This is a genomic window from Pseudomonas sp. GW821-FHT01A09 (genome assembly GCF_058986725.1).
In genome coordinates this window covers 64,464-87,660 of the sequence record NZ_JBYSWB010000016.1, presented here as the reverse complement: position 1 = coordinate 87,660, position 23,197 = coordinate 64,464, and the positions used below count along the sequence as shown (strand labels likewise).

Genomic DNA, 23,197 nt, shown 5'->3' with positions numbered 1-23,197 from the left:
CCTGTGCACCCACCATCAACTGGAGATTCACTATGCAAACCTCAAGACCCCGCTTTTTGGCGATCCTCGCCGTCGGCCTCAGCGCCGCGCTCAGCTTCTCTTCCCAAGCCGCCAGCAAAGACCACTTCAACGTCTGCTGGACCCTCTATGCCGGCTGGATGCCCTGGGAATACGCGGGCACCCAGGGCATCGTCGACAAGTGGGCGAAAAAGTACGGCATCGACATCAAGGTCACCCAGCTCAACGACTACGTCGAATCGATCAACCAGTACACCGCCGGCCAGTTCGACGGCTGCACCATGACCAACATGGATGCCCTGACCATCCCCGCCGCCGGTGGCGTGGACAGCACCGCGCTGGTGGTCAGCGACTTCTCCAACGGCAACGACGGCATCGTCATCAAGGGCGCCGGCAAGACCGTCAAGGACCTCAAGGGCATGAACGTCAATCTGGTCGAGCTCTCGGTGTCCCACTATCTGCTGGCCCGGGCACTGGACAGCGTCGGCCTGCGCGAGAAAGACCTCAAGGTGATAAACACCTCTGACGCCGACATCTCTGCCGCCTTCAACACCGATCAGGTGCAGGCCGTGACCACCTGGAATCCGATGCTCGCCGACATCAAGGCCAAGCCCGGCGTCACCGAAGTGTTCGACTCGAGCAAGATCCCCGGCGAGATCATGGACATGATGGTCGTCAACACCCAGACCCTCAAAGACAACCCCGCCCTGGGCAAGGCGCTGACCGGCGCCTGGTTCGAAGTCATGGCCTTGATCAACAGCAAGTCCGCGGCCGGTGAAGCAGCTCTGGAGCACATGGCCAAAGCCTCGGGTACCGACCTGGCGGGCTTCAAGTCGCAGCTGGCAACCACCGCACTGTTTTACACCCCGCAGCAGACCCTGGACTTCGCCAACAGCGCCGAGCTGCCCAAGACCATGGACAAGGTCGCCGGTTTCTCCTTTGACCACGGCTTGCTCGGCGAAGGCGCCAAGGACAGCAACGCGGTGGGCATGAGCTTCGCTCACGGTGTGACTCGCGGCGACAAGGCCAACCTCAAGCTGCACTTCGACCCGACTTACGTGCAAATGGCCGCCGACGGCAAGCTGTAATCTGGAGGACGCGCCATGCGCCTGATCAATCGTCATCCCGATCGCCCCAGTCGGCTGTTGCTGGTGATCCTGCCGTTCGCCCTGTTGCTGTGCGCCTACTTTTTGGGTTCGGCACAACGGCTGACGGCAAACCCCAACGACAAGCTGCTGCCCAGCGCCGTGCAGATGAGCGATGCGGTAAATCGCATGGCCTTTACCGAGGACAAGCGCAGCGGCGGCTACCTGCTCTGGCAGGACACCGCATCGAGCCTGCAGCGCCTGGCCATCGGCCTGGGCGTCAGCGCCGTGGTAGGCCTGTGCCTGGGCATCGCCTCCGGCACTTTGCCGCTGTTCGGCGCGCCGTTGTCGCCCTTGCTGGTGGTCCTGTCGATGGTGCCGCCGCTGGCGATCCTGCCGATCCTGTTCATCGTCTTCGGCCTGGGCGAGTTGTCCAAGGTGATGCTGATCGTCATCGGTATCACGCCCATCCTCGCCCGTGATCTGGAACAGCGCGCCCGGGAAATTCCCGTCGAGCTGCTGATCAAGGCGCAGACCCTGGGCGCCTCGACCTGGACCTTGATCCTGCGCGTGGTGCTGCCGCAGCTGCTGCCGCGCTTGCTGATCTCGCTGCGGCTGGTGCTGGGCTCGGCCTGGTTGTTTTTGATCGCAGCCGAGGCCATCGCCTCCGAGGATGGCCTGGGCTATCGGATCTTCCTGGTACGCCGCTACCTGGCCATGGACGTGATCCTGCCCTATGTGGTGTGGATCACCTTGCTGGCATGGCTCATGGACCTGGGGCTCAAATCCCTCACCCGCCAAGCCTTCCCCTGGTATGAAGGAGCCCGCGCATGAGCTTCATCCAGGTCCGCAACGTGTGGCAGCAATACGGCGACCACGTGGTGCTCGAAGGCTTGAACCTGAGCATCGCCGAAGGCGAGTTCTGCACCATGGTAGGCACGTCTGGCTGCGGCAAATCGACCTTCCTGCGCTTGCTGCTAGGCCAGGAACGGGCCAGCCGCGGCGAGATCCTGCTCGATGGCCAGCCCCTGGCCGGGGAGCCGGATGCCAGCCGTGGCGTGGTGTTCCAGCGCTACTCGGTGTTCCCTCATCTGAGCGTGCTGGACAACGTCGCCCTCGGCCTCGAACTGCCCCACGCGCCGCTGCTGGGGCGCCTGTTCGGCCAACGCAAACGCCAGGCGCGGGACGAGGCCGAGGCGCTGCTGAGCAAGGTCGGCCTCGGCCATGCCCTGAGTAAATACCCCGCGCAGCTGTCGGGCGGCATGCAGCAACGCCTGGCCATCGCCCAGGCGTTGATCATGAAGCCGCGGGTGCTGCTGCTCGACGAACCCTTCGGCGCCCTCGACCCCGGCATTCGCAAGGACATGCATGCGTTGTTGCTGGACCTGTGGCGCGAGACCCGGCTGACCGTGTTCATGGTCACCCATGACCTCAGCGAAGGCTTCAGCCTGGGCACCCGATTGATGGTATTCGACAAGGTCCGTATCGACCCTCACGCCCCCATGGCCTACGGCGCGCGCATCACCTACGACCTGCCCCTGAACGCCGAACGGCGTGCCCTGCGCACCGCCGAAGAGGCCCTGCCAGCTGCGCTGTTGGGCCATCTGCAACCGATTTGAGGAACCGAGCCATGACGACTTTCCACTACCCTGTTTTCGCCGAAGAAGCCCTACCCGGCGGCGGCCACCGCTCCTTTGTGCTCAAGCGCGGCCAACTGCTGCGCCTCACTGACCTCGAAGGCGGCGCCAACGTCAGCCTGATGCTGCTCAACGCCCGGGAAAAGACCGAGCGCCTGAATCTGCCCGACAGTCTCAAGTGCCAGCACACCGCCAAGCTCACCCAGGGCCACTGCCTGTACTCGGACATGGGCAACGTGCTGGCCGCCATCACCCAGGACACCTGCGGCTGGAGCGACAGCTTCGGTGGCATCCTCAGCGCCAGCGAAGCGCTGGAAAAATACGGGCCGGGCCGCTATCAGGAGTTGCGCAACAGCTACCACCGCAACGGCGTCGACAACCTGCTGATCGAGCTGGGCAAATGGGGCCTGGGGCTGGCGGATCTGTTGATGACCCTCAACCTGTTCAGCCGCGTCGATGTCGACCGCGATGCGCAATTGCACTTCGTGCCGGGCAACTCCAAGGCTGGCGACTACATCGAGTTGTACGCACCGATGGACACCCTGGTGTTGCTCACCGCCCTGCAACACCCGATGGACCCGAATCCGGTTTACGCCCCCAAGCCGCTGACCCTGACCTGGATGAACGCCGATGCCAGCGTCGCCGAAGGCTGCCGTACCTCGCGCCCCGAGAACGAGCGCGGCTTCATCAACACCGACCGGCTGTTTGCCTGAGACGAGCCGAGGATCCCGACCATGACACTTTCCACACTGCATCCTGAAACTGCTGTTGCCCGCTACACCGTCGGCGCCGGCGAACCCTTCATGACCGAGGTCAAGGCCGGGCAGACGATGCGCCTGCTCGACCTCGAAGGCAACCAGGCCGTGGACACGCTGTTCTACAGCGCCGCCGACCCCAGCGAGCGTTACGACGTGCAACGTACCCTGCGTCGTCAGGGCCGGGTGTACCTGAGCACCGGCAGCGTGCTGTATTCCAATCTCGGCAGACCCTTGCTGACCATCGTCGATGACACCTGCGGGCGCCACGACACCCTTGGCGGTGCCTGCTCGCAAGAGAGCAACACGGTGCGTTACGCCCTGGACAAACGCCACATGCACAGCTGCCGCGACAACTTCCTGCACGCCTGCCAGCACGACGGTCGCCTGGGCAAGCAGGACATCAGCCCCAACATCAACTTCTTCATGAACGTGCCAGTGACCGCCGAGGGTGGCTTGACCTTCGAGGACGGCATTTCGGCGCCGGGCAAGTACGTGGAACTGCGCGCCGAGATGGACGTGATCGTGCTGATCTCCAACTGCCCGCAATTGAACAACCCATGCAATGGCTATAACCCGACGCCGGCTGAAGTGTTGATCTGGGATTGAGGTGGCCTCGCGGGCCCCTTCGCGGGCAAGCCCTGCTCCCACAAAGGCTCCGCACCCACCTGTGAGAGCAGGGCTTGCCCGCGAAAGGGCCAGTGCAAACGCCGGCTCCCACCAGAATATGCACCCACCTGTGGGAGCAGGGCTTGCCCGCGAAGGGGCCAGTGTGAACGCCACAACCATTAACGGATGCTCCACCCGCCCCGGGGACGACCCTGGGGCCTATCGAAAAACAGCGGGACGGCCCGCTTCCCACTTGAGGCCCTTATGGGGGTCTTCAGGGGTCACGCCATGTTCGACACACTGCTGATTGCCAACCGCGGCGCCATTGCCTGCCGCATTCTGCGAACCCTGCGCGACCTCAAGGTCCGCGGCGTTGCGGTCTACTCCGAAGCCGACCTGGCCAGCCGCCACCTGCTCGAAGCCGACGAAGCCCACAGCCTGGGCGAAGGCGCGGCGGCCAACACCTACCTGCGCGTCGACAAGATCCTCGCTGCCGCCAAGGCCAGCGGCGCCCAGGCGATCCACCCGGGCTACGGCTTCCTGTCGGAGAACGCTGCGTTCGCTGAAGCCTGCGAAGCGGCCGGCATCGCCTTCGTCGGGCCGACGCCCGAGCAACTGCGGCTGTTCGGCCTCAAGCACACCGCCCGTGCCCTGGCCCGCGAGCACGGCGTACCGCTGCTCGAAGGCACCGACCTGCTCGACAGCCTTGACGACGCGCTGCACGCCGCCGCGCGGGTCGGTTATCCGATCATGCTCAAGAGCACCGCCGGTGGCGGCGGCATCGGCATGCGCGTCTGCCGCTCGGCCACCGAGCTGAGCGAGGCCTTCGAGACCGTCAAGCGCCTGGGCCAGAACAACTTCAGCGACGCCGGGGTGTTCATCGAGAAATACATCCAGCGCGCCCGCCATCTGGAAGTCCAGGTGTTCGGCGACGGTGCCGGCGAGGTGCTGGCTCTAGGCGTACGCGACTGCTCGGTGCAACGGCGCAACCAGAAGGTGCTGGAAGAAACCCCGGCGCCCAACCTGCCGCAGGGCATGGCCGAAGCCCTGTGCAACGCCGCAGTGCAACTGGCCAAGGCGGTGAATTACCGCAGCGCCGGCACCGTCGAATTCGTGTTCGACAGCGACGACCAGCGTTTCTATTTTCTGGAAGTGAACACCCGCTTGCAGGTCGAGCACGGTGTCACTGAACAGGTCTGGGGCGTCGACCTGGTGCGCTGGATGGTGCAACTGGCCGCGGGCGATCTGCCACCCCTCGACGAGTTGAGCGCCGAGTTGCAACCCAGCGGTCACGCAATCCAGGCACGGCTGTACGCCGAGGATCCGGGCAAGGACTTTCAACCGAGCCCGGGCTTGCTGACCCAGGTCGACTTCCCGGCGGCCGACGGTCGGCACCTGCGCATCGACACCTGGGTCGACGCCGGTTGCGAGATCCCGCCGTACTTCGATCCGATGATCGCCAAGCTGATCGCCTGGGCACCGAGCCGCGAACAGGCGCGTATGCAATTGCATAAAGCCCTGGGCGACAGCCACCTGTATGGGGTCGAGAGTAACCGCGACTACCTGCGGCAGATTCTGCTCGACGCGCCCTTCGCCAGCGGCCAGCCATGGACCCGCTGCCTGGAACAGTTGGTCTACCACGCCGACACCTTCGAAGTGCTCAGCGGTGGCACCCAGACCACCGTGCAGGACTACCCCGGGCGCCTCGGCTACTGGGCCGTGGGCGTGCCACCTTCGGGGCCGATGGACAGCCGCGCGTTGCGCCTGGGCAACCGGTTGCTCGGCAACGCCGCCGATTGCGCCGGGCTGGAAATCACCATGAACGGTCCGCTGCTGCGCTTCAACGGCGCGGCCGTGGTGGCGGTGACCGGCAGCGATATTGCCGTGACCCTGGACGGCGTGGTGCAGCCCCTCAATACCGCGCTGTCGATTCCCGCCGGCGCAACCCTGAGCCTCGGCGTGGTGCACGGACATGGCGCGCGGGCCTATCTGTGCGTGCGTGGCGGCATTCAGGTAGCGGATTACCTGGGCAGCAAAAGCACCTTCACTTTGGGCCAGTTCGGCGGCCATGGCGGTCGCGCATTGCGTGCGGGGGATGTGCTGCATCTGCCGCCGCTGAGTGACGCTGCCGCGGGCGCCACTGTGCCGGTGCAAGCCTTGGCGCAACTGGGCGAACGACGCATCATCCGGGTGATCTACGGCCCCCATGGCGCGCCGGAATACTTCACCGGCGCCTATATCGAACAGTTCTTCGCCACGGCCTGGGAGGTGCATTTCAATTCCAGCCGTACCGGCGTGCGCCTGATCGGGCCCAAGCCTGAATGGGCGCGTAGCGATGGCGGCGAGGCCGGACTGCATCCCTCGAACATCCATGACAATCCTTATGCCATCGGCGCGGTGGACTTCACCGGCGACATGCCGGTGATTCTCGGGCCGGACGGGCCGAGCCTGGGCGGCTTCGTGTGCCCGGTGACGGTGATCGAGGCGGATTTGTGGCAACTGGGGCAGTTGAAGGCCGGGGACAAGATCGAGTTCGTGCCGGTGGATGTGGCGACCGCGCGGGCGTTCAATGCCGAGCTGAATGCAATACTGCAGCTAGAAGCTTCGCAGGCAAGCCTCGCTCCCACAGGCAGCACACCTCCCCTGTGGGAGCAGAGCTTGCTCGCGAAGGGGCCATCCGCCACAGCGCAAAACCTGATCTCCCCCATCGTTCTCGACCTCGGCGCCAACGACACCCGCCTGGTCGCGCGTCTGGCCGGCGATACCCACCTGCTGCTGGAAATCGGCGCCGCCGAACTCGACCTGGTGCTGCGCTTCCGCGGTCACGCGCTGATGCAGGCACTGGAAGCCAAGGCGCTGGCCGGGGTCATCGACCTCACCCCAGGCATCCGCTCCCTGCAGATCCACTACCAGCCCGAACAACTGCCGTTGTCGCAGTTGCTCGCGCTGATCGCCGGTGAATGGGACGCCGTCTGTGCCGCCCGCGACCTGCAGGTACCGTCGCGCATCGTCCATCTGCCGCTGTCCTGGGACGACCCGGCCTGCCAACTGGCCATCGACAAGTACATGACCACGGTGCGCAAGGACGCCCCCTGGTGCCCGAGCAACCTGGAGTTCATCCGCCGCATCAACGATCTGCCCGACCTCGATCACGTGCAGCGTACGGTGTTCGACGCCAGCTATCTGGTGATGGGCCTGGGCGACGTCTACCTCGGTGCGCCGGTGGCTACCCCGCTGGATCCGCGCCATCGGCTGGTGACCACCAAATACAACCCGGCGCGCACCTGGACCGCGGAAAACTCCGTGGGCATCGGCGGCGCCTACCTGTGCGTATATGGCATGGAAGGCCCCGGCGGTTATCAGTTCGTCGGGCGCACGCTGCAGATGTGGAACCGCTATCGCCAGGTCGAAGCTTTCGAGGGCAAACCGTGGCTGCTGCGTTTTTTCGATCAGATCCGCTTCTACCCGGTGAGCGCCGATGAACTGCTGCGGATTCGCCGTGACTTCCCGCTCGGGCGCTTCGACCTGAACATCGAACACAGCCAGCTCAACCTGGCCGATTACCAGGGCTTTCTCGAACGCAATGCCGACAGCATCGGCGCCTTCCGAGCGCATCAACAGCACGCCTTCAATGCCGAGCGCGAGCGTTGGATAGCCAGCGGCCAGGCGCATTTCGACAGCACCGAGGCGGTGGCGCAGATCACTGATGAGGCGCCATTGGAGGCTGGCCAGCTCAGCGTCGACAGCCCGATCGCCGGCAACCTGTGGCAGGTGCAGGTCGCCGTGGGCGAGCGCGTCGAAGCCGGTGCGCCGTTGGTGGTGCTTGAGTCGATGAAGATGGAAATCCCGGTGCTGGCGCCCTGCGCTGGCGTGGTCCGCGATATCCGCGTGCATCCCGGCTCGGCGATTCGTGCCGGGCAACGGGTGGTGGTGCTGGAGACCGACTGATCCCTGTAAGCGCGGCTGCGTCCGCGAAGAGGTTAGCTGCACCAACGAGACACTTTTGGCTGATCGCTGAATTGACTGGCCTCTTCGCGGGCAAGCCTTGCTCCCACAGGTGTACGACCGTGGAACTGAGGCAAGCCTTGCTCCCACAGGTGTACGACTGTGGAACTGAGGTCAGCCTTGCTCCCACAGGTGTACGACTGTGGAACTGAGGTAAGCCTTGCTCCCACAGGTGTACGACTGTGGAACTGAGGTAAGCCTTGCTCTCACAGGTGTACGACTGTGGAACTGAGGTAAGCCTTGCTCTCACAGCTGTACGACCGTGGAACTGCTTGCACTGTGGGAGCAGAGCTTGCTCGCGAAGAGGTCCGCAAGATCGCCAACCCAATTCCTATCAGGAGAATTGTTCATGACCACCCCGAACCTGCAACTCGACAACCTGCGCGCCGCCTACCGCGCCGGCACCTGCACGCCGCGTCAGCTCATCCTGCAACTGCGGGAAAAAGCGGCGGCCCTGAACCCCGAGTACCACCTGTTCATCCACCTGCTCAGCGAGGCCGAGCTCGAACCCTACCTAACCGCCCTCGAACAGCGCAGCCTCGACGAACTGCCGCTGTACGGCATTCCCTTCGCCCTCAAGGACAACATCGACCTGGCCGGCATCCCCACCACCGCAGCCTGCCCGGCGTTCGCCTTCACCCCGGCCCGCTCGGCGACCATCGTTGAACAGCTGATCGCCCTCGGTGCCATTCCGCTGGGCAAGACCAACCTCGACCAGTTCGCCACCGGCCTCAACGGCACCCGCTCGCCCTACGGCGCCTGCATCAACAGCGTGCTCAAGGACTACCCCAGCGGCGGCTCCAGCGCCGGTTCGCCGCTGGCGGTGGCACTGGGCGTCGCCAGTTTCGCCCTGGGCACCGACACCGCAGGCTCCGGCCGCGTGCCGGCAGCGCTCAACAACCTGGTCGGACTCAAGGCCACCAAGGGCCTGATCTCCACCGCTGGCGTGCTGCCCGCGTGCCGCACGCTCGATTGCGTGACCACCTTCACCGCCACCTGCCGCGAAGCCAGCCAACTGCTGGCGCTGACCGGCGGCCTCGACCCGCGCGATGAATACAGCCGCGCCAACCCGCTGTGGAACGACGCCTCGGCATTCGGCAGCCTGCGCCCGTTTCGCTTCGGCGTGCCCAGCCAGCTGGAGTTTTTCGGCTGCAACGAAGGCCCGGCCCTGTTCGCCGATGCTGTGGCGCGCTTGCAGGCAATCGGTGGTGAAGCGGTGCCGTTCGACCTGGCGCCCTTCCTCGAAGTCGCCCGCCTGCTGTACGAAGGCCCTTGGGTAGCGGAGCGCTACAGCGTGGTCGGCGAGCTGATCGAAACCCAGCCCGAAGCGGTGCTGCCGGTGATCCGCGACGTCCTCGCCAAAGCGCCGAGCGTGACCGGCGTGCAGACCTTCCGCGCGCAGTACCGCCTGCAGGTGCTCAAGGCGCAATGCGACCAGATCCTCGCCGGCCTGGACTGCATGCTCACCCCCACCATCGGCCGCCCCGTGACCCTAGCCGAGCTGGCCGAGGAACCGCTGCTGCGCAATTCCGAACTGGGCTACTACACCAACTTCATGAACCTGCTGGATTACGCCGCCGTCGCGGTGCCGACCGCCTTCATGGCCAACGGGCTGCCCTGGGGCGTGACCCTGTTTGGTCGCGCCTTCACCGATCAATACCTGCTCAGCGTGGCCAGCGCCTTGCACGGTGGCGAGCAGGTTCCAGGCACCCCGGCACGCGGCGACAAAGCCCGCCTGGTGGTCTGCGGCGCGCACCTGGATGGGCTGGCCCTCAACTGGCAGCTCAAGCGTCGCGGCGCACGCCTGCTGGAAACCACCCACAGCTCGGCCGATTACCGTTTGTATGCGCTGGCCGGCGGCCCACCGCTGCGCCCGGGCATGTTGCGCGTCGCCGAGGGCGGGGTAGCCATCGAGGTGGAAGTCTGGGAGTTGCCGAGCAGCGAGCTGGGCTCGTTCCTGACCGGGATACCGGCGCCGCTGGGCCTGGGCAAAGTACAACTGGCCGATGGACGATGGGAGAGTGGATTTATCTGCGAGCCTTATGGCCTGGAGGGCGCAGAGGATATCAGCCACCTCGGCGGCTGGCGCGCGTGGTTGGCCAGCCGCTGACAGCCAACCCATTCACCGCGATCGCCGATCCGCTGACACCCGATCCCTGTAGCGAGGGGGCTTGCCCCCGATGAGGGGTGTCAGCCACCTGATGGGTCACTGACCCACCTCGATCGGGGGCAAGCCCCCTCGCTACATTGATCGGTGCAGGCGCATAATGCGCGCCAGTCCCGTCAGATATCCCATGATGAGCGAACCCTCCCTCTGTCCCGCCTGCGGCGCCCGCAACGATTGCTCCCAGGCCGATCCCGCCACCGCCGACCAGCCCTGCTGGTGTTTCAGCGTGAGCATCGATCCGGCCATCCTCGACGCCCTGCCCGACGAACTGCGCAACCAGGCCTGTCTGTGCCCGCGCTGTGCCAAGGTCGATGCCCGGCTCAAGGCAAGCGCCGCGACAATCCGCTAACATAGCCGCCCCTCTTCAGCCGTTTTGCCCCTATGCGCGTCGACCGCTTCCTCAGCAATCTGCCCCGCTTCAACCGTCAGCAAGTGCGCCTGCTGCTGGTTCAGGGGCGCGTGCAGGTCGACGGCGAAACAGCGCGCGACAGCCATCACCCGGTCAGCGAATTCAGTCAGGTGACGGTCGATGGCGAGGTGCTGCAAGCGGGTCGCCCGCCGCGCTACTTCATGCTGCACAAACCCATGGGCTGCGTCAGCGCCACCAGCGATCCGCAACACCCCACGGTGCTCGACCTCCTCGACGAGCCGGACAAACAGCGGCTGCACATCGCCGGACGGCTGGACTTCAACACCTCCGGCCTGCTGCTCATCACCGACGACGGCCAGTGGTCGCGACGCCTGACCCAACCCGGCAGCAAGCTGCCCAAGGTCTATCAGGTCGAGACCGAACAACCGATCGGCGAGCACTATGCCGAGACCTTCAGCAAGGGCATCTACTTCGCCTTCGAAGACCTCACCACTCTGCCCGCGCAACTGACCCTGGTTGGTAGCCATAGCGCTCGCCTGACATTGATCGAAGGCCGCTACCATCAGGTCAAGCGCATGTTCGGTTTTTTCCAGAACAAGGTGGTGCGCCTGCACCGCGAGCGCATCGGCGAAATCGTCCTCGATCCGCAGTTGGCACCCGGCCAGTACCGACCACTGACAGCTGAAGAGATTCAGCCACTCCGCGGTCACGACCGCTCGGCCGAAACTGCCTGAGTGGGGTCTGGACGGCACTTGCGGGTTCCAGGTTTCACTGCTTGAATCCAAGTGCCGGTCCTGATGTGACCCGGCAGTCGCTTGCGCAGTCTCAGCAAATTTTTTGCCGCTCATCGCCGCCTAGACGCGCGCGAGCACGGCATGCCCGCCTATAACAACAGCCGTCGACCTTCCCTCGGATCGACAAGGGCCCTCTTCCAGGCATATGCCTACCTGTCATAAACAACGTGCACGCTGGTTGCGCGAATACTCGTTATTGTTTGCCAGGAGTCATCGACATGAGGCCAGAAATCGCTGTGCTGGATTTACAGGGTCAGTATCGGGTTTACACGGAGTTCTATCGCGCAGAGGCCGCCGCCAAGACCATCATCCTGGTGAACGGCTCATTGGCCACGACTGCATCCTTCGCCCAGACCGTTCGCAATCTTCATCCCCAGTTCAATGTGGTGCTATTCGATCAGCCTTACGCCGGCAAGTCCAAGGCGCACAACGCCAACGCGCGCTCGCTGACCAAAGAGGACGAAGGCCATATTCTGCTCGAACTCATCGACCACTTCGCCGCCGAGCAAGTCATGTCCTTCAGTTGGGGTGGCGCTTGCGCGCTGCTGGCCCTGTCGCAACGGCCCCGTACGCTGGAACGCGCGGTCATCAGTTCGTTCTCGCCGATCATCAACGAGCACATGAACGACTACCTGACCCGCGGCATCGAGTACCTGGGCGCCTGCGAGCGCTATAAGGTGGGCGACCTGATCAACGAAACCATCGGCAAGCATCTGCCCTCGCTGTTCAAACGCTTCAACTACAAGCACGTCAGCACCCTGGCCGAGCACGAATACGCGCAGATGCACTTCCACGTCAGCGAGGTGCTGCAAAGCAATCTGGGGGGCGCGCTGGAAGCGGCGACCAACATCAATGTGCCGGTGCTGTTCATGAATGGCGAATGGGACGAATACACCACTCCACTCGATGCTCGCCTGTTCGGCGCTCACATCCCGCAGAGCCATTTCGTGACCATCCAAAGCGCCGGGCACTTCCTCGATATGGAACACAAGGCCGCATGTCGCGACAGTCGCCAGGCGCTGATCGATTTCCTCAGCAACACGCCCGCCGAGAAACGCGTGCGCTTTCATCCACGTCCGGCGCAGGATCAACATGCCTTTGCCATCTGACGATCGATCGCGCCTGTAGCGCTGCTGCCTTGCTGTGGGGGGCGGTGCTACAGGGGTGATCTGACTGAATGCGCAGGAAAAGCTTCAAATCGGGGAAGAGTTCTGGTACAAAGTCAGCCGCATCAGCGGGTGTCGTGACAGACAGCGCTCCAGCTTCCCGGATCGACTCAGGGCTTGCATTGGACTACCGCTTTTGCAGCAGTGATGCGGGTATAGTTTAGTGGCAAAACGAAAGCTTCCCAAGCTTTAGTTGAGGGTTCGATTCCCTCTACCCGCTCCAATCTCCTCTGCAATAAATATCCACATCCCCCCCTTTCCAGCGCACCGAGCTCGTTTACGTGAGCGCCTGTTCAATACGGCAAGAGTTATCTGTACACCGAAACCGACGAGATGGACCTGACGTACTTCGTTGATTACCAATGCGCCGTGATCAACCGTGCCATCGGTACGTTCAAGGCGACCTACGAAAAAACCCTGCAGGGCATGCAAGCGTTCAAAGCCTTTCTGTATCAATCAGGGCTGTACACCCAACTGAACGACAAGCAAAAGACAATTCTGCAAGTGGCGCAAAGTAGCCGGGGCGAAAAATTCACCGCCACGACCGTGAAGGATAATCTGGGCTGTTCCTATAACACGGCCGCCGCCGTGCTGAATGGCTTGGTGGAGCACGGACTATTCCAGAAACGCAAGAGTGGCCGGGAGTGGAACTACTCCATGATTGCGGCGCAAAAACTCATCATGGACTGGGATATCTAGTCCAACCACCGACGCCCGAGCAGGCTATCTTGAACAATCGTGACCTTTGATCTCCATTCCTGTCGCGAGGGGGCTCGCCCCCGAAAATTCCCTGCCAGCGCCACTGTCAACTGTCCCTCCACAGCTTTTGCGGTATTCAGCCGGGGTAATGCCCACGTGCTTCACGAATGCCCGGCGCAAGGTGTCGGCGTTGGCGAAACCGCATTTGGCGGCGACCTGCTTGGGCGCATCGGTGCCGGCCTCGAGCAGGGCGCGGGCGGCGGCAATGCGGCTTTGCTCGACCCAGGCGGCCGGGGTCATGCCCACTTCGGCATGAAACAGCCGGGCAAAGTGCCGAGGGCTCAGCCCCGCATGGGCGGCCAGTGCCTCGATCGACAGCTCAAGTTGCGGATTGGCGGCCACCCAGCGCTGCACCTCCTGCAATACCGAGCGCCCGGCCGGTCGCGCTTCGCCTTTGCGGCTGAATTGCAGCTGACCACCGGGACGCTTGAAGAACATCACCAGTTGCGCGGCGACCCGCATGGCCACTTCCCGGCCAAGGTCTTCCTCGACCAGCGCCAGCGCCAGGTCGAGCCCTGCGGTCACCCCGGCGGCCGTGCGCAGCTTGCCGTCGCGGACGTAGAGCGCGTCCTCTTCGATGATCACCTGCGGGTATTGACGCTGCAGCTCGGTCACCGACGCCCAGTGGGTCGTCACCCGCCGCCCTTGCAGCAGGCCGCTGGCGGCCAGGGCAAAGGCACCGGTGCACACCGAACCGAAGCGGCGCACTTGCTGGCTGGTGGCGTGGATCCACGCCACCAGCGGCGGGCTCAGGCGGATGCTCGCGGCGTGCGGCGCACCGGCCACCAGCAGGGTGTCGATCACCGGCCCCGCCTCGCCGGCGACCCGATCCGCCAGCAGCCGCGCCCCGGAGGAACTGCGGATCGGCCCCGCTTCACAGGCGATGATTTGCAGGTGGTAAGCCTCGCGCCCCGCCTCGATGTTGGCCTGGGCGAACACGTCCAGCGGGCCGGAGATGTCGAGCAGTTGCACGCCCGGCAAGGCGAGCATGGCGATGGTTCTGGACATGGAAAAGGCATCCCACGGGGCGGCGTGTTTATACGGAAAATGGCAGTATATGACGCATTACGTCGATTGAGGACAGATCATTTGCCGCTGACAATGGACGCACATTCGCTTCACGGAGCAAGACCATGAGTTTGAACATCGACGGCATCAAGATCCCCGACAGCCAGTTGGCCCGGGAAATCACCGAGCAGGTCCGCGACACCGCTTCGCCGCTGCTTTTCCACCACTCCAGCCGGGTATTCTATTTTGCCGCCCTGGCCGGCCAGCAACGCGGCCTGCGCTTCGACCCAGAGCTGCTGTACTGCGGGTGCATGTTCCACGACATAGGCCTGACCCATCAGCACAGCAGCGCCTGCGAACGCTTCGAGGTCGATGGCGCCAATGCCGCGCGGGATTTCCTCCAGGGCCGCGGCATCGCTCAGCAGGACATCGACACGGTGTGGACCTCCATCGCCCTGCACACCACCCCCGGCATTCCCCAGCACATGCACCCGGTGGTGGCCCTGGTGACCGCTGGCGTGGAGATGGACGTGCTGGGCCTGACCTACCCGCAGTACAGCGACGCCCAGCGTGACGCCATAGTACGGGCCCATCCGCGCGGCGAGCACTTCAAGGAGGACATCATTCAAGCCTTCTACGACGGCATCAAGCACAAGCCGGGCAGCACCTTCGGCAACGTCAAGGCCGATGTCATCGCGGACAAGGACCCGTCCTTCCAGCCGGGCAATTTCTGCAGTGTGATTCGCGGTTCGGCCTGGATCGGTTGAGGTCAGGCCGTCGCCTCTTGCGCCGGGCCCCGCGCCTGTCGGTGGCCGCCGGGAAAGCCATGTTCGCGGGCGGCCGCGGCGATCGCCAGGCTGGCCAGGATCAACGCCAGTGCCGCCCAGGCAAAGGCGTCCACACCGAACTGGTCCAGCAGCACGCCGCCGAGCACACCGCCGCCGGCGATGGCGCCGTTCCACACCACCACGTTCAGCGACAAGGCCACGTCTGCGCCATCACCGGCGCTGTCGGCCAGGGCGGTCTGCAGCAAGGTCGCCGCACCTCCAAAGCTGATTCCCCAGACGAATACGCCGGCGTAGGCGACTACGGCCGATTGGGCGAACAGACCGAACAGCAGCGTGGTGGCCGCGAACGCCACCAGGCTGAGCAACACAGCGCTGCGCAGATGACGGTCCACCAGGCGACCGGTCATCGCGATGCCCAGCAACGCCGCCAGCCCGAACACCAGCAGCACCGCATCGACCCGATCACCCAGGCCCGCCGGCGTGACGAAGGGCGCGACATAGGTGTACAGCAGGTTGTGGGCGAGCATCCAGGTCATCACCACCGCCAGCACCGGGCGCACCCCTGGCGTGCGCAACACTGGCCGCAAGCGAATGCGCGCGCTGGCCGCCTGCCCGGGATAATCGGGCACCCTGACCAGCACCCAGACGATCAGGATCAAGGTAAGCCCGGACATCACCGCGAACGCCGCGCGCCAGCCCAGCAGGTTGCCCAGCCAGGTTCCCAGCGGCACGCCTAACGACAAGGCGATGGGCGTGCCGACCATGGCCACCGCCAGCGCCCGCCCCTGCAAGGACGGCTCGACCATACGTCGCGCATAGCCAGCCACCAGGCTCCAGGCCAGCCCTGCCGACACCCCGGCGAAAAACCGCGCGATCAGCATCACGCTGTAACTGGGCGACCAGGCGGTGATCGAGTTGAACAGCAGGAAGCCGAAGATGGCCAGCAGCAGGACGTTGCGGCGGCGCCATCCTTGAGTAGCGATCGTCAGCGGAATAGCCGCCAGCAGCGAGCCAAGGGCGTAGACCGTGACACTCTGCCCCGCCAGCGACGGCGAAACCTGCAGGCCCTCGCCCATCGCCGGTAACAAGCCGGCCGGCAAGGTTTCGGTGACGATGCAGGTAAACCCGGTCATCGCCAACGCCAACAGGGCCCCCATCGGTAACTTGCCGGTGTCGTGTTCGTGTCGCGCCATGTCCCACCCCTCATTTATATAACGATCGATACAAATGTAAATCGGCGTGGTGATGATGGTCAATGACTTTTGTATCGATTAGTATTTAAGTCTTGCAGAGGAGAAATGCACATGGCCACGATGGGACGCCCGCGCACCTTCGACCGCGATACGGCAATCACCCAAGCCATGCACCTGTTCTGGGAGCATGGCTACGACTCCACCTCGCTCAGTCAACTCAAGAGCCACATCGGTGGCGGCATCTCGGCGCCGAGCTTCTATGCGGCGTTCGGCTCCAAACAGGCGTTGTTCAAGGAAGTCATGACGCGCTACCTGGCGACCCACGGGCGCGTGACCGAGAGCCTGTTCGACACCCGGTTGCCGCCGCGTCAGGCCATCGAACTGGCGCTGCGCCGATCCGCACGTATGCAGAGCGAGTCTGACCATCCCAAGGGCTGCCTGGTGGCCTTGGGTACCCTGAGCAGTTGTTCGCCCGAAAGCGCCCTGATCAGCGCCCCGCTGGCCCATGCCCGCGCGCAAAACCGCGCGGGGATGGCTGCGTGTATCGAACGCGCCATCGCCTCGGGTGAATTGCCCGCCAGTACCAGACCGAAAGTGCTGGCGGCGGTGTTCGACAGCTTCTTGCTAGGCTTGACCACGCTGGCCAGGGATGGGGTCGAATATGAGGTGCTGGATGGCGCGGTGACGCAGGTGATGGGGGTGTGGGAGAGGAGTGAGTAAGGTTATTACTTAAAATCATATTAACTTATGAAAAAAATGAATTTCAAACCATAACAAAATCGCTGTAGATTATAAAAATATCGAATTACAGCGATTTCGCTTCTAAGCAAACACCCCGGCGCGCCCTACCGCACCTGCGAAATGCGCCCCCTGCATCCCACACTGATCCAGTGTCTGCCACCGCACCAGCGGACCGGACTCGCCCTATTTCGCTCGCCAACGAGCCCACCGGAGAGATCCCATGCGCAGACTGCTGACCACGGCCGCCACCTTGCTAGCCGCCACCCTGAGTTTCACCCTGCAGGCCGAGACCCTGGTCGTCGGTGATCAAAGCTATAACACCCGCACCGTGATGGAAGCCGCCGGGGTGCTCAAGGACCTGCCTTATACCCTGGACTGGAAGCAATTCACTGCGGGCTCGCCAGTGGCCGAGGCGCTGAACGCCGGCAGCCTCGATGTCGGCATGCTCGGTGATGCGCCACCGTTGTTTCTCGGTGCGCTGGGGGCGCCAATCAAGGTGGTGGGCATCAGCCAGCAGAATCTGGACGGCATCGCCATCCTGGTGCCCAAGGATTCGCCGATCAAGACGCTGGCCGATTTGAAGGGCAAGCGCGCAGCCATCTGGAAAGGCTCCTGGAGCCAGCAGTTGCTGCTGACGGCGCTGGCCAAGGCCGGCATTCCCAAGGAATCGGTGCAGTTGAATTACCTCAGCGCCCTGGATGCTTCCCACGCGCTGGATGGCGGTTCGGTGGACGTGATCGCCACCTGGGAACCCTATGTCACCCAACAGGAGCGCCAAGGCGCCCGCGTCATCGCCACGGCCAAGGGGCTGATCCCGGCGCAGACCTTCCTCGTCGCCACCGACAAGGCCATCGCCAGCAAGCGCAGCGCCATCGCCGACTTCCTCACCCGCTTGCGCGTCGCCCGCGAATGGGCTGCCGCCGATCCCGCACACACCAAAGCCTACGCCACCGCCTGGGCCGACCTGACCCACGCCGATGTCAACATCGCGCAAAGCTGGTTCGCCCGCGCCGCCACCAACCTGCGCCCGATCGACGCCAAGGCCATCGCCCAGGCGCAACAGACCGTGGATTTCTTCGGTGAGGTCGGGCTGGTCAAGCCGTACCCGGCGGCGCGCTTGTTCGATGACTCGTTCAGCGCCGCGATCGAGGCCGGTGCGAAGCCTTCGGCAACACAGGCGGCTCGCTAGTTGGTCCCAGCAATATCCGCTTCCTGACAAAGGCATCCTTGCCCATGACTTTTCTGGCGCAGCCCATCTAAACTGGACGACTTTCCACCTGCCCAGGGAAGACAAGCCAATGGCAAGGTTCGACCTATACGTCAGCGATAACATCGATGCCACGCTCGTGGATATTGCGCGGCGCTACCGCATCAGCAAAGAGGAAGCGATACGCCGTGCCTTCGCACTGCTTTCAGTCGCTGATGACGCACTTCGAGATGGCCGTCCGATGGGGATAGTGAAAGCGGACGCACAGACCGTATTGCAGGCAGTTTGCGAGGTGCGTGTCCTATGACGGAAAAAGTAGATATACGACCGTCAATGGGCGCCGACATAGGTTTCTATTTCCCCAGTTCCGTCTCCGGGAAGCAGCCCTGGATCCGACCTCAGAGGCCAACATCCATGACCTTGCGCAATATATCGCTCGCAACCATCACTCTGCTCGCCTGCACCACCATCCAAGCCGCCACCCCGCAAGCCTGGGCCGCCCACGACCAGGCCCTGCTCGGCAAATGCCTGCAAGCCAGCCAACTCAAGAACCCCCACGCCGCCGGCAGCCCGGCACTGTTCGATGACAGCATCGGCTACACCGCCCTGCTGATCCAAGGCACCTACCCGCAAAAGTTCATGAACAACCGCAGCGGCATGGAGCTGTGCCTGTTCCAGCGCGCCACGCAAAAAGCGCTGGTTACCGAGTGGGATGGGGCCATCGCCGCGCCCAAGGCGAAACGTCCTTGAGCGACGCTCAGCGGCGCCGCGACGCGCGCATCGCTACCGCGCCCAGCAAGGTTTCCAGCTCCTGCCAGGGCTGATCTTCACGCCGCGCCCGGCACCCGGGGCGATGGACGAAACTGACCTCGGGCTGATTGGCGGACTGCGATGCCTGACATTGCGCGCACACCAGCTGACCGCTCTGCAGTGACCAGCGAAACGTCCAACTGGCCAAACGATCGCGCGGGCTCATGCTGTCGCCCAACGCGGCGGCAATCTCGTCGGTCACGCTGTTGCTGGTCATGGAGCGCCTCCCCGGGGATGTCTCTGGTATGGCGCTATCTTGGCAGCCCGGCGCAAAAACGAAATCATTCATGAGGGGCCTAGCACGGCCATTCGAATGCACATTTCGGCCAAGGCCCCTGCAGTCAGGTGAATTGCTGGCGATATTGCGTCGGCGTGCGCCCCAGCCGCTCGCTGAACAACACGCGCATGTGCCTGACGCTGCCGAAACCGCTCTTGTAGGCCACCGTCTTAAGCGGCAGTTCGGTGCTCTCCAGCAAGCTGCGCGCCCTGTCGATCCGCGCGCTCTGCACGAACTCCATGGGGGTCATCTCCACCTCACGGGTGAATACCCGCGCAAAGTGCCGGCTGCTCATGGCCGCGAGACCAGCCAGGCGCTCAATGGTCAGCTCCTGTTCGAGATTGTCCAGGATGAAATGCTGCACCCGCGTGATCGGCGATTCCTGAGTCGCCACCGCCGCCACCAGCGGGCTGAACTGCGCCTGCCCGCCTTGCCGACGCATGATCACCAGCAGCACCTTGGCCACATCCAGCGCGACCTTGCGACCATGGTCTTCGGCGACGATCGACAACGCCATATCGATACCCGCCGTCACGCCCCCCGACGTGATCAACTGGCGATCGTGGATATAGATCTGATCGGTGCCCACCAACGCCTTGGGAAACGCCTTGAGCAGCCGTTCGGTGTAATGCCAGTGGGTGGTGACCCGATGGCCATCCAGCAGGCCGGCATGGCCGAGAATGAACGCCCCGGTGCAGATCGAACCATAGCGCCGGGCCTTGTGCGCGGCGCTTTGAAGCCACGCGGTGACGCCATCATGCCGAGTGTTATAGGCGCCCGGGCCGCCGGGCACCAACAGCAGATCATAGGCGCCATCGGCGTCGGCAAGACTCAGGTCGGGCTGAACCTTGATGCCGTTGGACGCACGAGTCATGCCTTCATCGGGGCCCATGGTGATGATTTCATAGCGCTGACCCGGATCGAGATAACGATTGGCGATGGAGAACACTTCCAGCGGCCCCGCCATGTCCAGCAGCAGAAAATCGGGATACAGCAGCATGGCCACCGTCTTCATCGCACGCTCTCCTGCAAGGCCACATTGTGGGCCAGGCATTCACGCAGGAACTCCACCAACACCTGCACCGCACGCGAGCTTTGCCGATGCTGCGGGTACACCGCCGACAGCTGCAGCGCCTCCGTGGCGTAGGCGTCCAGCACCCTGACCAGGCGGCCATCGGCCACGGCGTCACCGACAATGAACAACGGTAGATAGGTGATCCCCAGGCCGGCGATCGCCGCATCCTTGAGCACCTCGCCATTGTTGGCGCGAATACGTCCACTGACCGCCTGCACCAGCGGTTTGCCCTTGCTCTGAAACTGCCATTGCACCTGGCGGCTGTGGCCATAGGGCAGGCATTGATGGTCGGCGAGATCTTCGGGGCTGCGAGGCTCGCCGTGTTCGGCCAGATAGGCCGGGCTGCAGCAGTACACCCGCGGGATCGAGGCGATGCGTCGGGCAATCAGGGAGGAGTCCTCGAGCACACCGATGCGCAACACCACGTCATAGCCCTCGCCCAGCAGATCCACCGGACGATCGCTGAGGTCGACCTCCACCGAGACCTGCGGATATCGCTGCAGAAACTCCGGCAAGATGCAGCCCAGATGAGCCACCGCGAACGACAGCGGCGCGCTCAGGCGGATCTTGCCGCGCGGCTCGGCGTTCTGTCCTGCGATGCCCTGCTCGACCTGCTCGACCTCGCCCAGCAGGCGCACCGCCGACTCGTAATAGCTCTGGCCGGGAGGCGTGACATCCAGGCGCCGGGTCGAGCGGTTGAGCAGGCGGGTACCCAGTCGGCCCTCCAACTGCATCAGGCGCCGACTGACGTATTGCTTGGACAGCCCCAGTTGATCGGCCGCCGCGGTGAAACTCCCGGATTCCATGACCTGTACGAACAGGCGCATGTCTTCAAACGCATTCATTGTCTCGCCTCGGTAGACAGTCAGGCTCGTTATAGCCGATTTTCGTGTAGTGGACTGCAGATTAATATCGCAACCCTGCAAGGTTTGCGATGCGGCGGCTGGCCCTTTCGCGGGCAAGCCTCGCTCCCACAGATGCCAATCCGTACACCTGTGGGAGCCATGTCCTGCTCTTACAGATGCCAATCCGTACACCTGTTGGAACTGCCCTGATCTTAAAGTTGCCGATCCGTATACCTGTTGGAGCCAAGCTTGCTTGCGAAGAGGCCATCAAGCCCGGCCCAACCTTTAGCCAATGGCGTAATGCCTGGCGTCCTCCTACCCTCTACCCTGCCCTTCTGCGGATAACGCCATGACGACGCTTGTGTTCAATCATCTCCTGCTGTGGAGCGCGCTGGTGCTGCTGCTGGACCTGCTGGTCTGGCAACTGGCCCCCGTGCGGCATCCGATCGCCAAGGTGGGCATACGCCTGGGCCTGTTCCTGCTGTACAGCTGGATGATCATCGGTGGCGGCGTCAGCCCGTTGCTCGCGCCGCCCTGGCCGGACGACACGCTGCTGCAGATGTGCGCCACGGCGCTGGCGATCTTCTGGTGGCTGTATCTGGCGCGGGTGCTGACCGAACTGCTCGGCCTGCTGCTCACCCACCGCATTGGCCACAGCGGCCGCCTGCTGCAGGACGTGATCGGCGCGCTGGTGTTTCTCATCGCCATCGTCGCCGCCGCCGGTTATGTCATGCAGCTGCCGGTCAAGGGCCTGCTGGCCACCTCCGGCGCCATGGCGATCATCGTCGGCCTGGCGCTGCAAAGTACCTTGAGCGACGTGTTTTCGGGCATCGTGCTGAACACCACCAAGCCCTATCAGGTCGACGACTCGATCAGCATCGACGGCGTCGAAGGCAAGGTCCTGGACATCAACTGGCGCGCCACCTACCTGCTGACCATCGACGGCAGCACCGCCGTGGTGCCCAACTCGGTCGCGGCCAAGGCCAAGATCATCAACCTCAGCCGCCCCAGCAGCCTGCACGGCGTGTCCATCAGTGTGCAACTGCCCAACCACGTGCGCCCGCGGCGCGTGCTCGATGCCCTTGAGCGCAGCCTGCGCGGTACTAGCCTGCTGCTGACCAATCCGCCGCCCAAGGCCCTGGTCAAGGCGTCTGGCGAAACCGTTACCGAGTACGTGGCCAGCGGCTTTATCGCTGACCTGGCCAAGCGCGGCGAGGTCCGCAATCAACTGTTCGACCTTGCCCATCGGCATCTGGAGGCCGCCGGCATCAGCCGCCTGGCCGAGGGGATGGCGCCAGTGCAGGGGGTGACGCGGGCGCGGGAGCTGCTCGACGAGGTGAAGATCTTCCAGGGGCTGAACGTCGACGCCAGGGACCAACTGGCAGCGGCCATGGTCGCCAGGGAGTTCGCTGCGGGTCAGCGGATTCTCGAGATCGACGAAGTGGCCCAGTTCCTGATGATCATCGGCACCGGCGTCGTCGCGGCCGAAGTCGTCGATGGCGAAGGGTTCATGGAAGTCGGGCGCATGGGCCCCGGGGAGATCATGGGCGAGCAAGGAATCATGGGTGACACGCCGTCGCAGGCGCGCTTCACCGCGTTGACGTCGACCATGGTGTACCGGATCGACAAGACGCTGACGCAACACTGCGTCGAGCAAAGCGCTGCAGTGGGCAAGGCGCTGAACAAGTTGCAGGCGGTCAGGCAGCAGACCAGTCATGCGTTGCTGCTGCACAAGCCGGTGGCCATCAGAAAAGGCGGATTCTTGAGTTGGTTGCAGAAGCGGTGAAGCGGCGGCAAAGCTGAAAATTCCTGAAATGGCGGGCTGAATCGGAGCTGTGGCGAGGGGGCTTGCTCCCGATACGGGGTGTCAGCCACATCTTTGGCGCTG

22 protein-coding genes and 1 tRNA gene are annotated in these 23,197 nt (G+C 63.9%); 18 read left to right on the top strand and 5 right to left on the bottom strand.

Translation table 11 applies throughout. The features are described 5' to 3' along the window. The first annotated feature begins 32 nt into the window (after positions 1–32). The 12 genes from AC3WJP_RS18575 (at position 33) to AC3WJP_RS18520 (ending at position 13,305) form a co-directional block, all read left to right on the top strand. Positions 33–1,106, top strand: coding sequence for a putative urea ABC transporter substrate-binding protein (locus tag AC3WJP_RS18575; RefSeq protein ID WP_493722029.1), 1,074 nt, complete (start codon positions 33–35; stop codon positions 1,104–1,106). A gap of 15 nt (positions 1,107–1,121) precedes the next feature. Continuing rightward, entirely contained in the window at positions 1,122–1,937 is an 816-nt protein-coding gene (locus AC3WJP_RS18570) for an ABC transporter permease (protein WP_493722028.1), read from the top strand. Then, positions 1,934–2,722, top strand: a complete 789-nt coding sequence (locus AC3WJP_RS18565; RefSeq protein WP_493722027.1) for an ABC transporter ATP-binding protein — start codon at positions 1,934–1,936, stop codon at positions 2,720–2,722. The genes AC3WJP_RS18570 and AC3WJP_RS18565 overlap by 4 nt, the downstream gene beginning before the upstream one ends. A gap of 11 nt (positions 2,723–2,733) precedes the next feature. After that, positions 2,734–3,453 (top strand): urea amidolyase associated protein UAAP1, encoded by a 720-nt coding sequence (locus tag AC3WJP_RS18560; RefSeq protein WP_493722026.1) that lies wholly within the window; start codon positions 2,734–2,736, stop codon positions 3,451–3,453. A gap of 21 nt (positions 3,454–3,474) precedes the next feature. After that, positions 3,475–4,104, top strand: coding sequence for an urea amidolyase associated protein UAAP2 (locus AC3WJP_RS18555; RefSeq protein ID WP_493722025.1), 630 nt, complete (start codon positions 3,475–3,477; stop codon positions 4,102–4,104). A gap of 288 nt (positions 4,105–4,392) precedes the next feature. Then, on the top strand, positions 4,393–8,052 hold the full coding sequence (uca, locus tag AC3WJP_RS18550) for an urea carboxylase (RefSeq protein ID WP_493722024.1): 3,660 nt from the start codon (positions 4,393–4,395) through the stop codon (positions 8,050–8,052). Between the two features lie 406 nt (positions 8,053–8,458). Further along, positions 8,459–10,219 (top strand): allophanate hydrolase, encoded by a 1,761-nt coding sequence (gene atzF / locus AC3WJP_RS18545; RefSeq protein WP_493722023.1) that lies wholly within the window; start codon positions 8,459–8,461, stop codon positions 10,217–10,219. Between the two features lie 187 nt (positions 10,220–10,406). Beyond that, positions 10,407–10,625 (top strand): cysteine-rich CWC family protein, encoded by a 219-nt coding sequence (locus tag AC3WJP_RS18540; RefSeq protein ID WP_493722022.1) that lies wholly within the window; start codon positions 10,407–10,409, stop codon positions 10,623–10,625. A gap of 32 nt (positions 10,626–10,657) precedes the next feature. Beyond that, positions 10,658–11,380, top strand: coding sequence for a pseudouridine synthase (locus AC3WJP_RS18535; RefSeq protein ID WP_493722021.1), 723 nt, complete (start codon positions 10,658–10,660; stop codon positions 11,378–11,380). A 278-nt stretch (positions 11,381–11,658) separates the two neighbouring features. Next, positions 11,659–12,549: an alpha/beta fold hydrolase gene (locus AC3WJP_RS18530; protein WP_493722020.1), complete on the top strand. Its 891-nt coding sequence runs from the start codon at positions 11,659–11,661 to the stop codon at positions 12,547–12,549. Between the two features lie 206 nt (positions 12,550–12,755). Then, a tRNA-Gly gene (locus tag AC3WJP_RS18525) sits at positions 12,756–12,829 on the top strand. Between the two features lie 110 nt (positions 12,830–12,939). Continuing rightward, the gene (locus tag AC3WJP_RS18520; RefSeq protein ID WP_493722019.1) at positions 12,940–13,305 is read left to right on the top strand and encodes a hypothetical protein; all 366 of its coding nucleotides are present in this window, start codon (positions 12,940–12,942) and stop codon (positions 13,303–13,305) included. 24 nt (positions 13,306–13,329) lie between these two features. Here AC3WJP_RS18520 and AC3WJP_RS18515 read toward each other — a convergent pair whose 3' ends face one another. Continuing rightward, complete coding sequence (locus AC3WJP_RS18515) at positions 13,330–14,373, bottom strand: GlxA family transcriptional regulator (RefSeq protein WP_493722018.1); 1,044 nt, start codon at positions 14,371–14,373, stop codon at positions 13,330–13,332. A 125-nt stretch (positions 14,374–14,498) separates the two neighbouring features. Here AC3WJP_RS18515 and AC3WJP_RS18510 point away from each other — a divergent pair, with 125 nt between their 5' ends. Further along, positions 14,499–15,140, top strand: a complete 642-nt coding sequence (locus AC3WJP_RS18510; protein ID WP_493722017.1) for an HD domain-containing protein — start codon at positions 14,499–14,501, stop codon at positions 15,138–15,140. Between the two features lie 2 nt (positions 15,141–15,142). Here AC3WJP_RS18510 and AC3WJP_RS18505 read toward each other — a convergent pair whose 3' ends face one another. Beyond that, on the bottom strand, positions 15,143–16,354 hold the full coding sequence (locus AC3WJP_RS18505) for an MFS transporter (RefSeq protein ID WP_493722016.1): 1,212 nt from the start codon (positions 16,352–16,354) through the stop codon (positions 15,143–15,145). Between the two features lie 111 nt (positions 16,355–16,465). On the opposite strand from AC3WJP_RS18505, the gene AC3WJP_RS18500 reads away from it, so the two are divergent. The 4 genes from AC3WJP_RS18500 to AC3WJP_RS18485 all read left to right on the top strand — a co-directional run bounded on the left by AC3WJP_RS18500 (position 16,466) and on the right by AC3WJP_RS18485 (position 19,052). Next, complete coding sequence (locus tag AC3WJP_RS18500) at positions 16,466–17,074, top strand: TetR/AcrR family transcriptional regulator (protein ID WP_493722015.1); 609 nt, start codon at positions 16,466–16,468, stop codon at positions 17,072–17,074. A 241-nt stretch (positions 17,075–17,315) separates the two neighbouring features. Beyond that, positions 17,316–18,284, top strand: coding sequence for an ABC transporter substrate-binding protein (locus tag AC3WJP_RS18495; RefSeq protein WP_493722014.1), 969 nt, complete (start codon positions 17,316–17,318; stop codon positions 18,282–18,284). 109 nt (positions 18,285–18,393) lie between these two features. After that, positions 18,394–18,609 carry a hypothetical protein gene (locus AC3WJP_RS18490; protein WP_493722013.1) on the top strand — a complete coding sequence of 72 codons (216 nt, stop codon included), beginning with the start codon at positions 18,394–18,396 and terminating at the stop codon, positions 18,607–18,609. A gap of 107 nt (positions 18,610–18,716) precedes the next feature. Next, positions 18,717–19,052 (top strand): hypothetical protein, encoded by a 336-nt coding sequence (locus AC3WJP_RS18485; RefSeq protein WP_493722012.1) that lies wholly within the window; start codon positions 18,717–18,719, stop codon positions 19,050–19,052. A gap of 7 nt (positions 19,053–19,059) precedes the next feature. On the opposite strand, the gene AC3WJP_RS18480 is transcribed toward AC3WJP_RS18485, so the two are convergent. The 3 genes from AC3WJP_RS18480 to AC3WJP_RS18470 all read right to left on the bottom strand — a co-directional run bounded on the left by AC3WJP_RS18480 (position 19,060) and on the right by AC3WJP_RS18470 (position 21,309). Next, positions 19,060–19,329, bottom strand: a complete 270-nt coding sequence (locus AC3WJP_RS18480) for a hypothetical protein (RefSeq protein WP_493722011.1) — start codon at positions 19,327–19,329, stop codon at positions 19,060–19,062. A gap of 124 nt (positions 19,330–19,453) precedes the next feature. Then, positions 19,454–20,404 (bottom strand): GlxA family transcriptional regulator, encoded by a 951-nt coding sequence (locus AC3WJP_RS18475; protein ID WP_493722010.1) that lies wholly within the window; start codon positions 20,402–20,404, stop codon positions 19,454–19,456. Continuing rightward, on the bottom strand, positions 20,401–21,309 hold the full coding sequence (locus tag AC3WJP_RS18470) for a LysR family transcriptional regulator (RefSeq protein WP_493722009.1): 909 nt from the start codon (positions 21,307–21,309) through the stop codon (positions 20,401–20,403). Before AC3WJP_RS18470 ends, AC3WJP_RS18475 begins: the two co-directional genes overlap by 4 nt. Positions 21,310–21,658: 349 nt before the next feature. Here AC3WJP_RS18470 and AC3WJP_RS18465 point away from each other — a divergent pair, with 349 nt between their 5' ends. After that, positions 21,659–23,095 (top strand): mechanosensitive ion channel domain-containing protein, encoded by a 1,437-nt coding sequence (locus AC3WJP_RS18465; RefSeq protein WP_493722008.1) that lies wholly within the window; start codon positions 21,659–21,661, stop codon positions 23,093–23,095. Positions 23,096–23,197: the final 102 nt, after the last annotated feature.

What these genes read in the sequence shown, in the direction of transcription:
- AC3WJP_RS18505 (WP_493722016.1), bottom strand. Translation starts at nt 16,354, where the DNA reads ATGGCGCGACACGAACACGACACCGGCAAGTTACCGATGGGGGCCCTG.
- AC3WJP_RS18555 (WP_493722025.1), top strand. Translation starts at nt 3,475, where the DNA reads ATGACACTTTCCACACTGCATCCTGAAACTGCTGTTGCCCGCTACACC.
- AC3WJP_RS18515 (WP_493722018.1), bottom strand. Translation starts at nt 14,373, where the DNA reads ATGTCCAGAACCATCGCCATGCTCGCCTTGCCGGGCGTGCAACTGCTC.
- AC3WJP_RS18475 (WP_493722010.1), bottom strand. Translation starts at nt 20,404, where the DNA reads ATGAAGACGGTGGCCATGCTGCTGTATCCCGATTTTCTGCTGCTGGAC.
- AC3WJP_RS18490 (WP_493722013.1), top strand. Translation starts at nt 18,394, where the DNA reads ATGGCAAGGTTCGACCTATACGTCAGCGATAACATCGATGCCACGCTC.
- AC3WJP_RS18495 (WP_493722014.1), top strand. Translation starts at nt 17,316, where the DNA reads ATGCGCAGACTGCTGACCACGGCCGCCACCTTGCTAGCCGCCACCCTG.
- AC3WJP_RS18530 (WP_493722020.1), top strand. Translation starts at nt 11,659, where the DNA reads ATGAGGCCAGAAATCGCTGTGCTGGATTTACAGGGTCAGTATCGGGTT.
- AC3WJP_RS18540 (WP_493722022.1), top strand. Translation starts at nt 10,407, where the DNA reads ATGAGCGAACCCTCCCTCTGTCCCGCCTGCGGCGCCCGCAACGATTGC.
- AC3WJP_RS18510 (WP_493722017.1), top strand. Translation starts at nt 14,499, where the DNA reads ATGAGTTTGAACATCGACGGCATCAAGATCCCCGACAGCCAGTTGGCC.
- uca (WP_493722024.1), top strand. Translation starts at nt 4,393, where the DNA reads ATGTTCGACACACTGCTGATTGCCAACCGCGGCGCCATTGCCTGCCGC.
- AC3WJP_RS18465 (WP_493722008.1), top strand. Translation starts at nt 21,659, where the DNA reads ATGACGACGCTTGTGTTCAATCATCTCCTGCTGTGGAGCGCGCTGGTG.
- AC3WJP_RS18535 (WP_493722021.1), top strand. Translation starts at nt 10,658, where the DNA reads ATGCGCGTCGACCGCTTCCTCAGCAATCTGCCCCGCTTCAACCGTCAG.
- AC3WJP_RS18480 (WP_493722011.1), bottom strand. Translation starts at nt 19,329, where the DNA reads ATGACCAGCAACAGCGTGACCGACGAGATTGCCGCCGCGTTGGGCGAC.
- atzF (WP_493722023.1), top strand. Translation starts at nt 8,459, where the DNA reads ATGACCACCCCGAACCTGCAACTCGACAACCTGCGCGCCGCCTACCGC.
- AC3WJP_RS18500 (WP_493722015.1), top strand. Translation starts at nt 16,466, where the DNA reads ATGGCCACGATGGGACGCCCGCGCACCTTCGACCGCGATACGGCAATC.
- AC3WJP_RS18470 (WP_493722009.1), bottom strand. Translation starts at nt 21,309, where the DNA reads ATGAATGCGTTTGAAGACATGCGCCTGTTCGTACAGGTCATGGAATCC.
- AC3WJP_RS18575 (WP_493722029.1), top strand. Translation starts at nt 33, where the DNA reads ATGCAAACCTCAAGACCCCGCTTTTTGGCGATCCTCGCCGTCGGCCTC.
- AC3WJP_RS18485 (WP_493722012.1), top strand. Translation starts at nt 18,717, where the DNA reads ATGACCTTGCGCAATATATCGCTCGCAACCATCACTCTGCTCGCCTGC.
- AC3WJP_RS18560 (WP_493722026.1), top strand. Translation starts at nt 2,734, where the DNA reads ATGACGACTTTCCACTACCCTGTTTTCGCCGAAGAAGCCCTACCCGGC.
- AC3WJP_RS18565 (WP_493722027.1), top strand. Translation starts at nt 1,934, where the DNA reads ATGAGCTTCATCCAGGTCCGCAACGTGTGGCAGCAATACGGCGACCAC.
- AC3WJP_RS18570 (WP_493722028.1), top strand. Translation starts at nt 1,122, where the DNA reads ATGCGCCTGATCAATCGTCATCCCGATCGCCCCAGTCGGCTGTTGCTG.
- AC3WJP_RS18520 (WP_493722019.1), top strand. Translation starts at nt 12,940, where the DNA reads ATGGACCTGACGTACTTCGTTGATTACCAATGCGCCGTGATCAACCGT.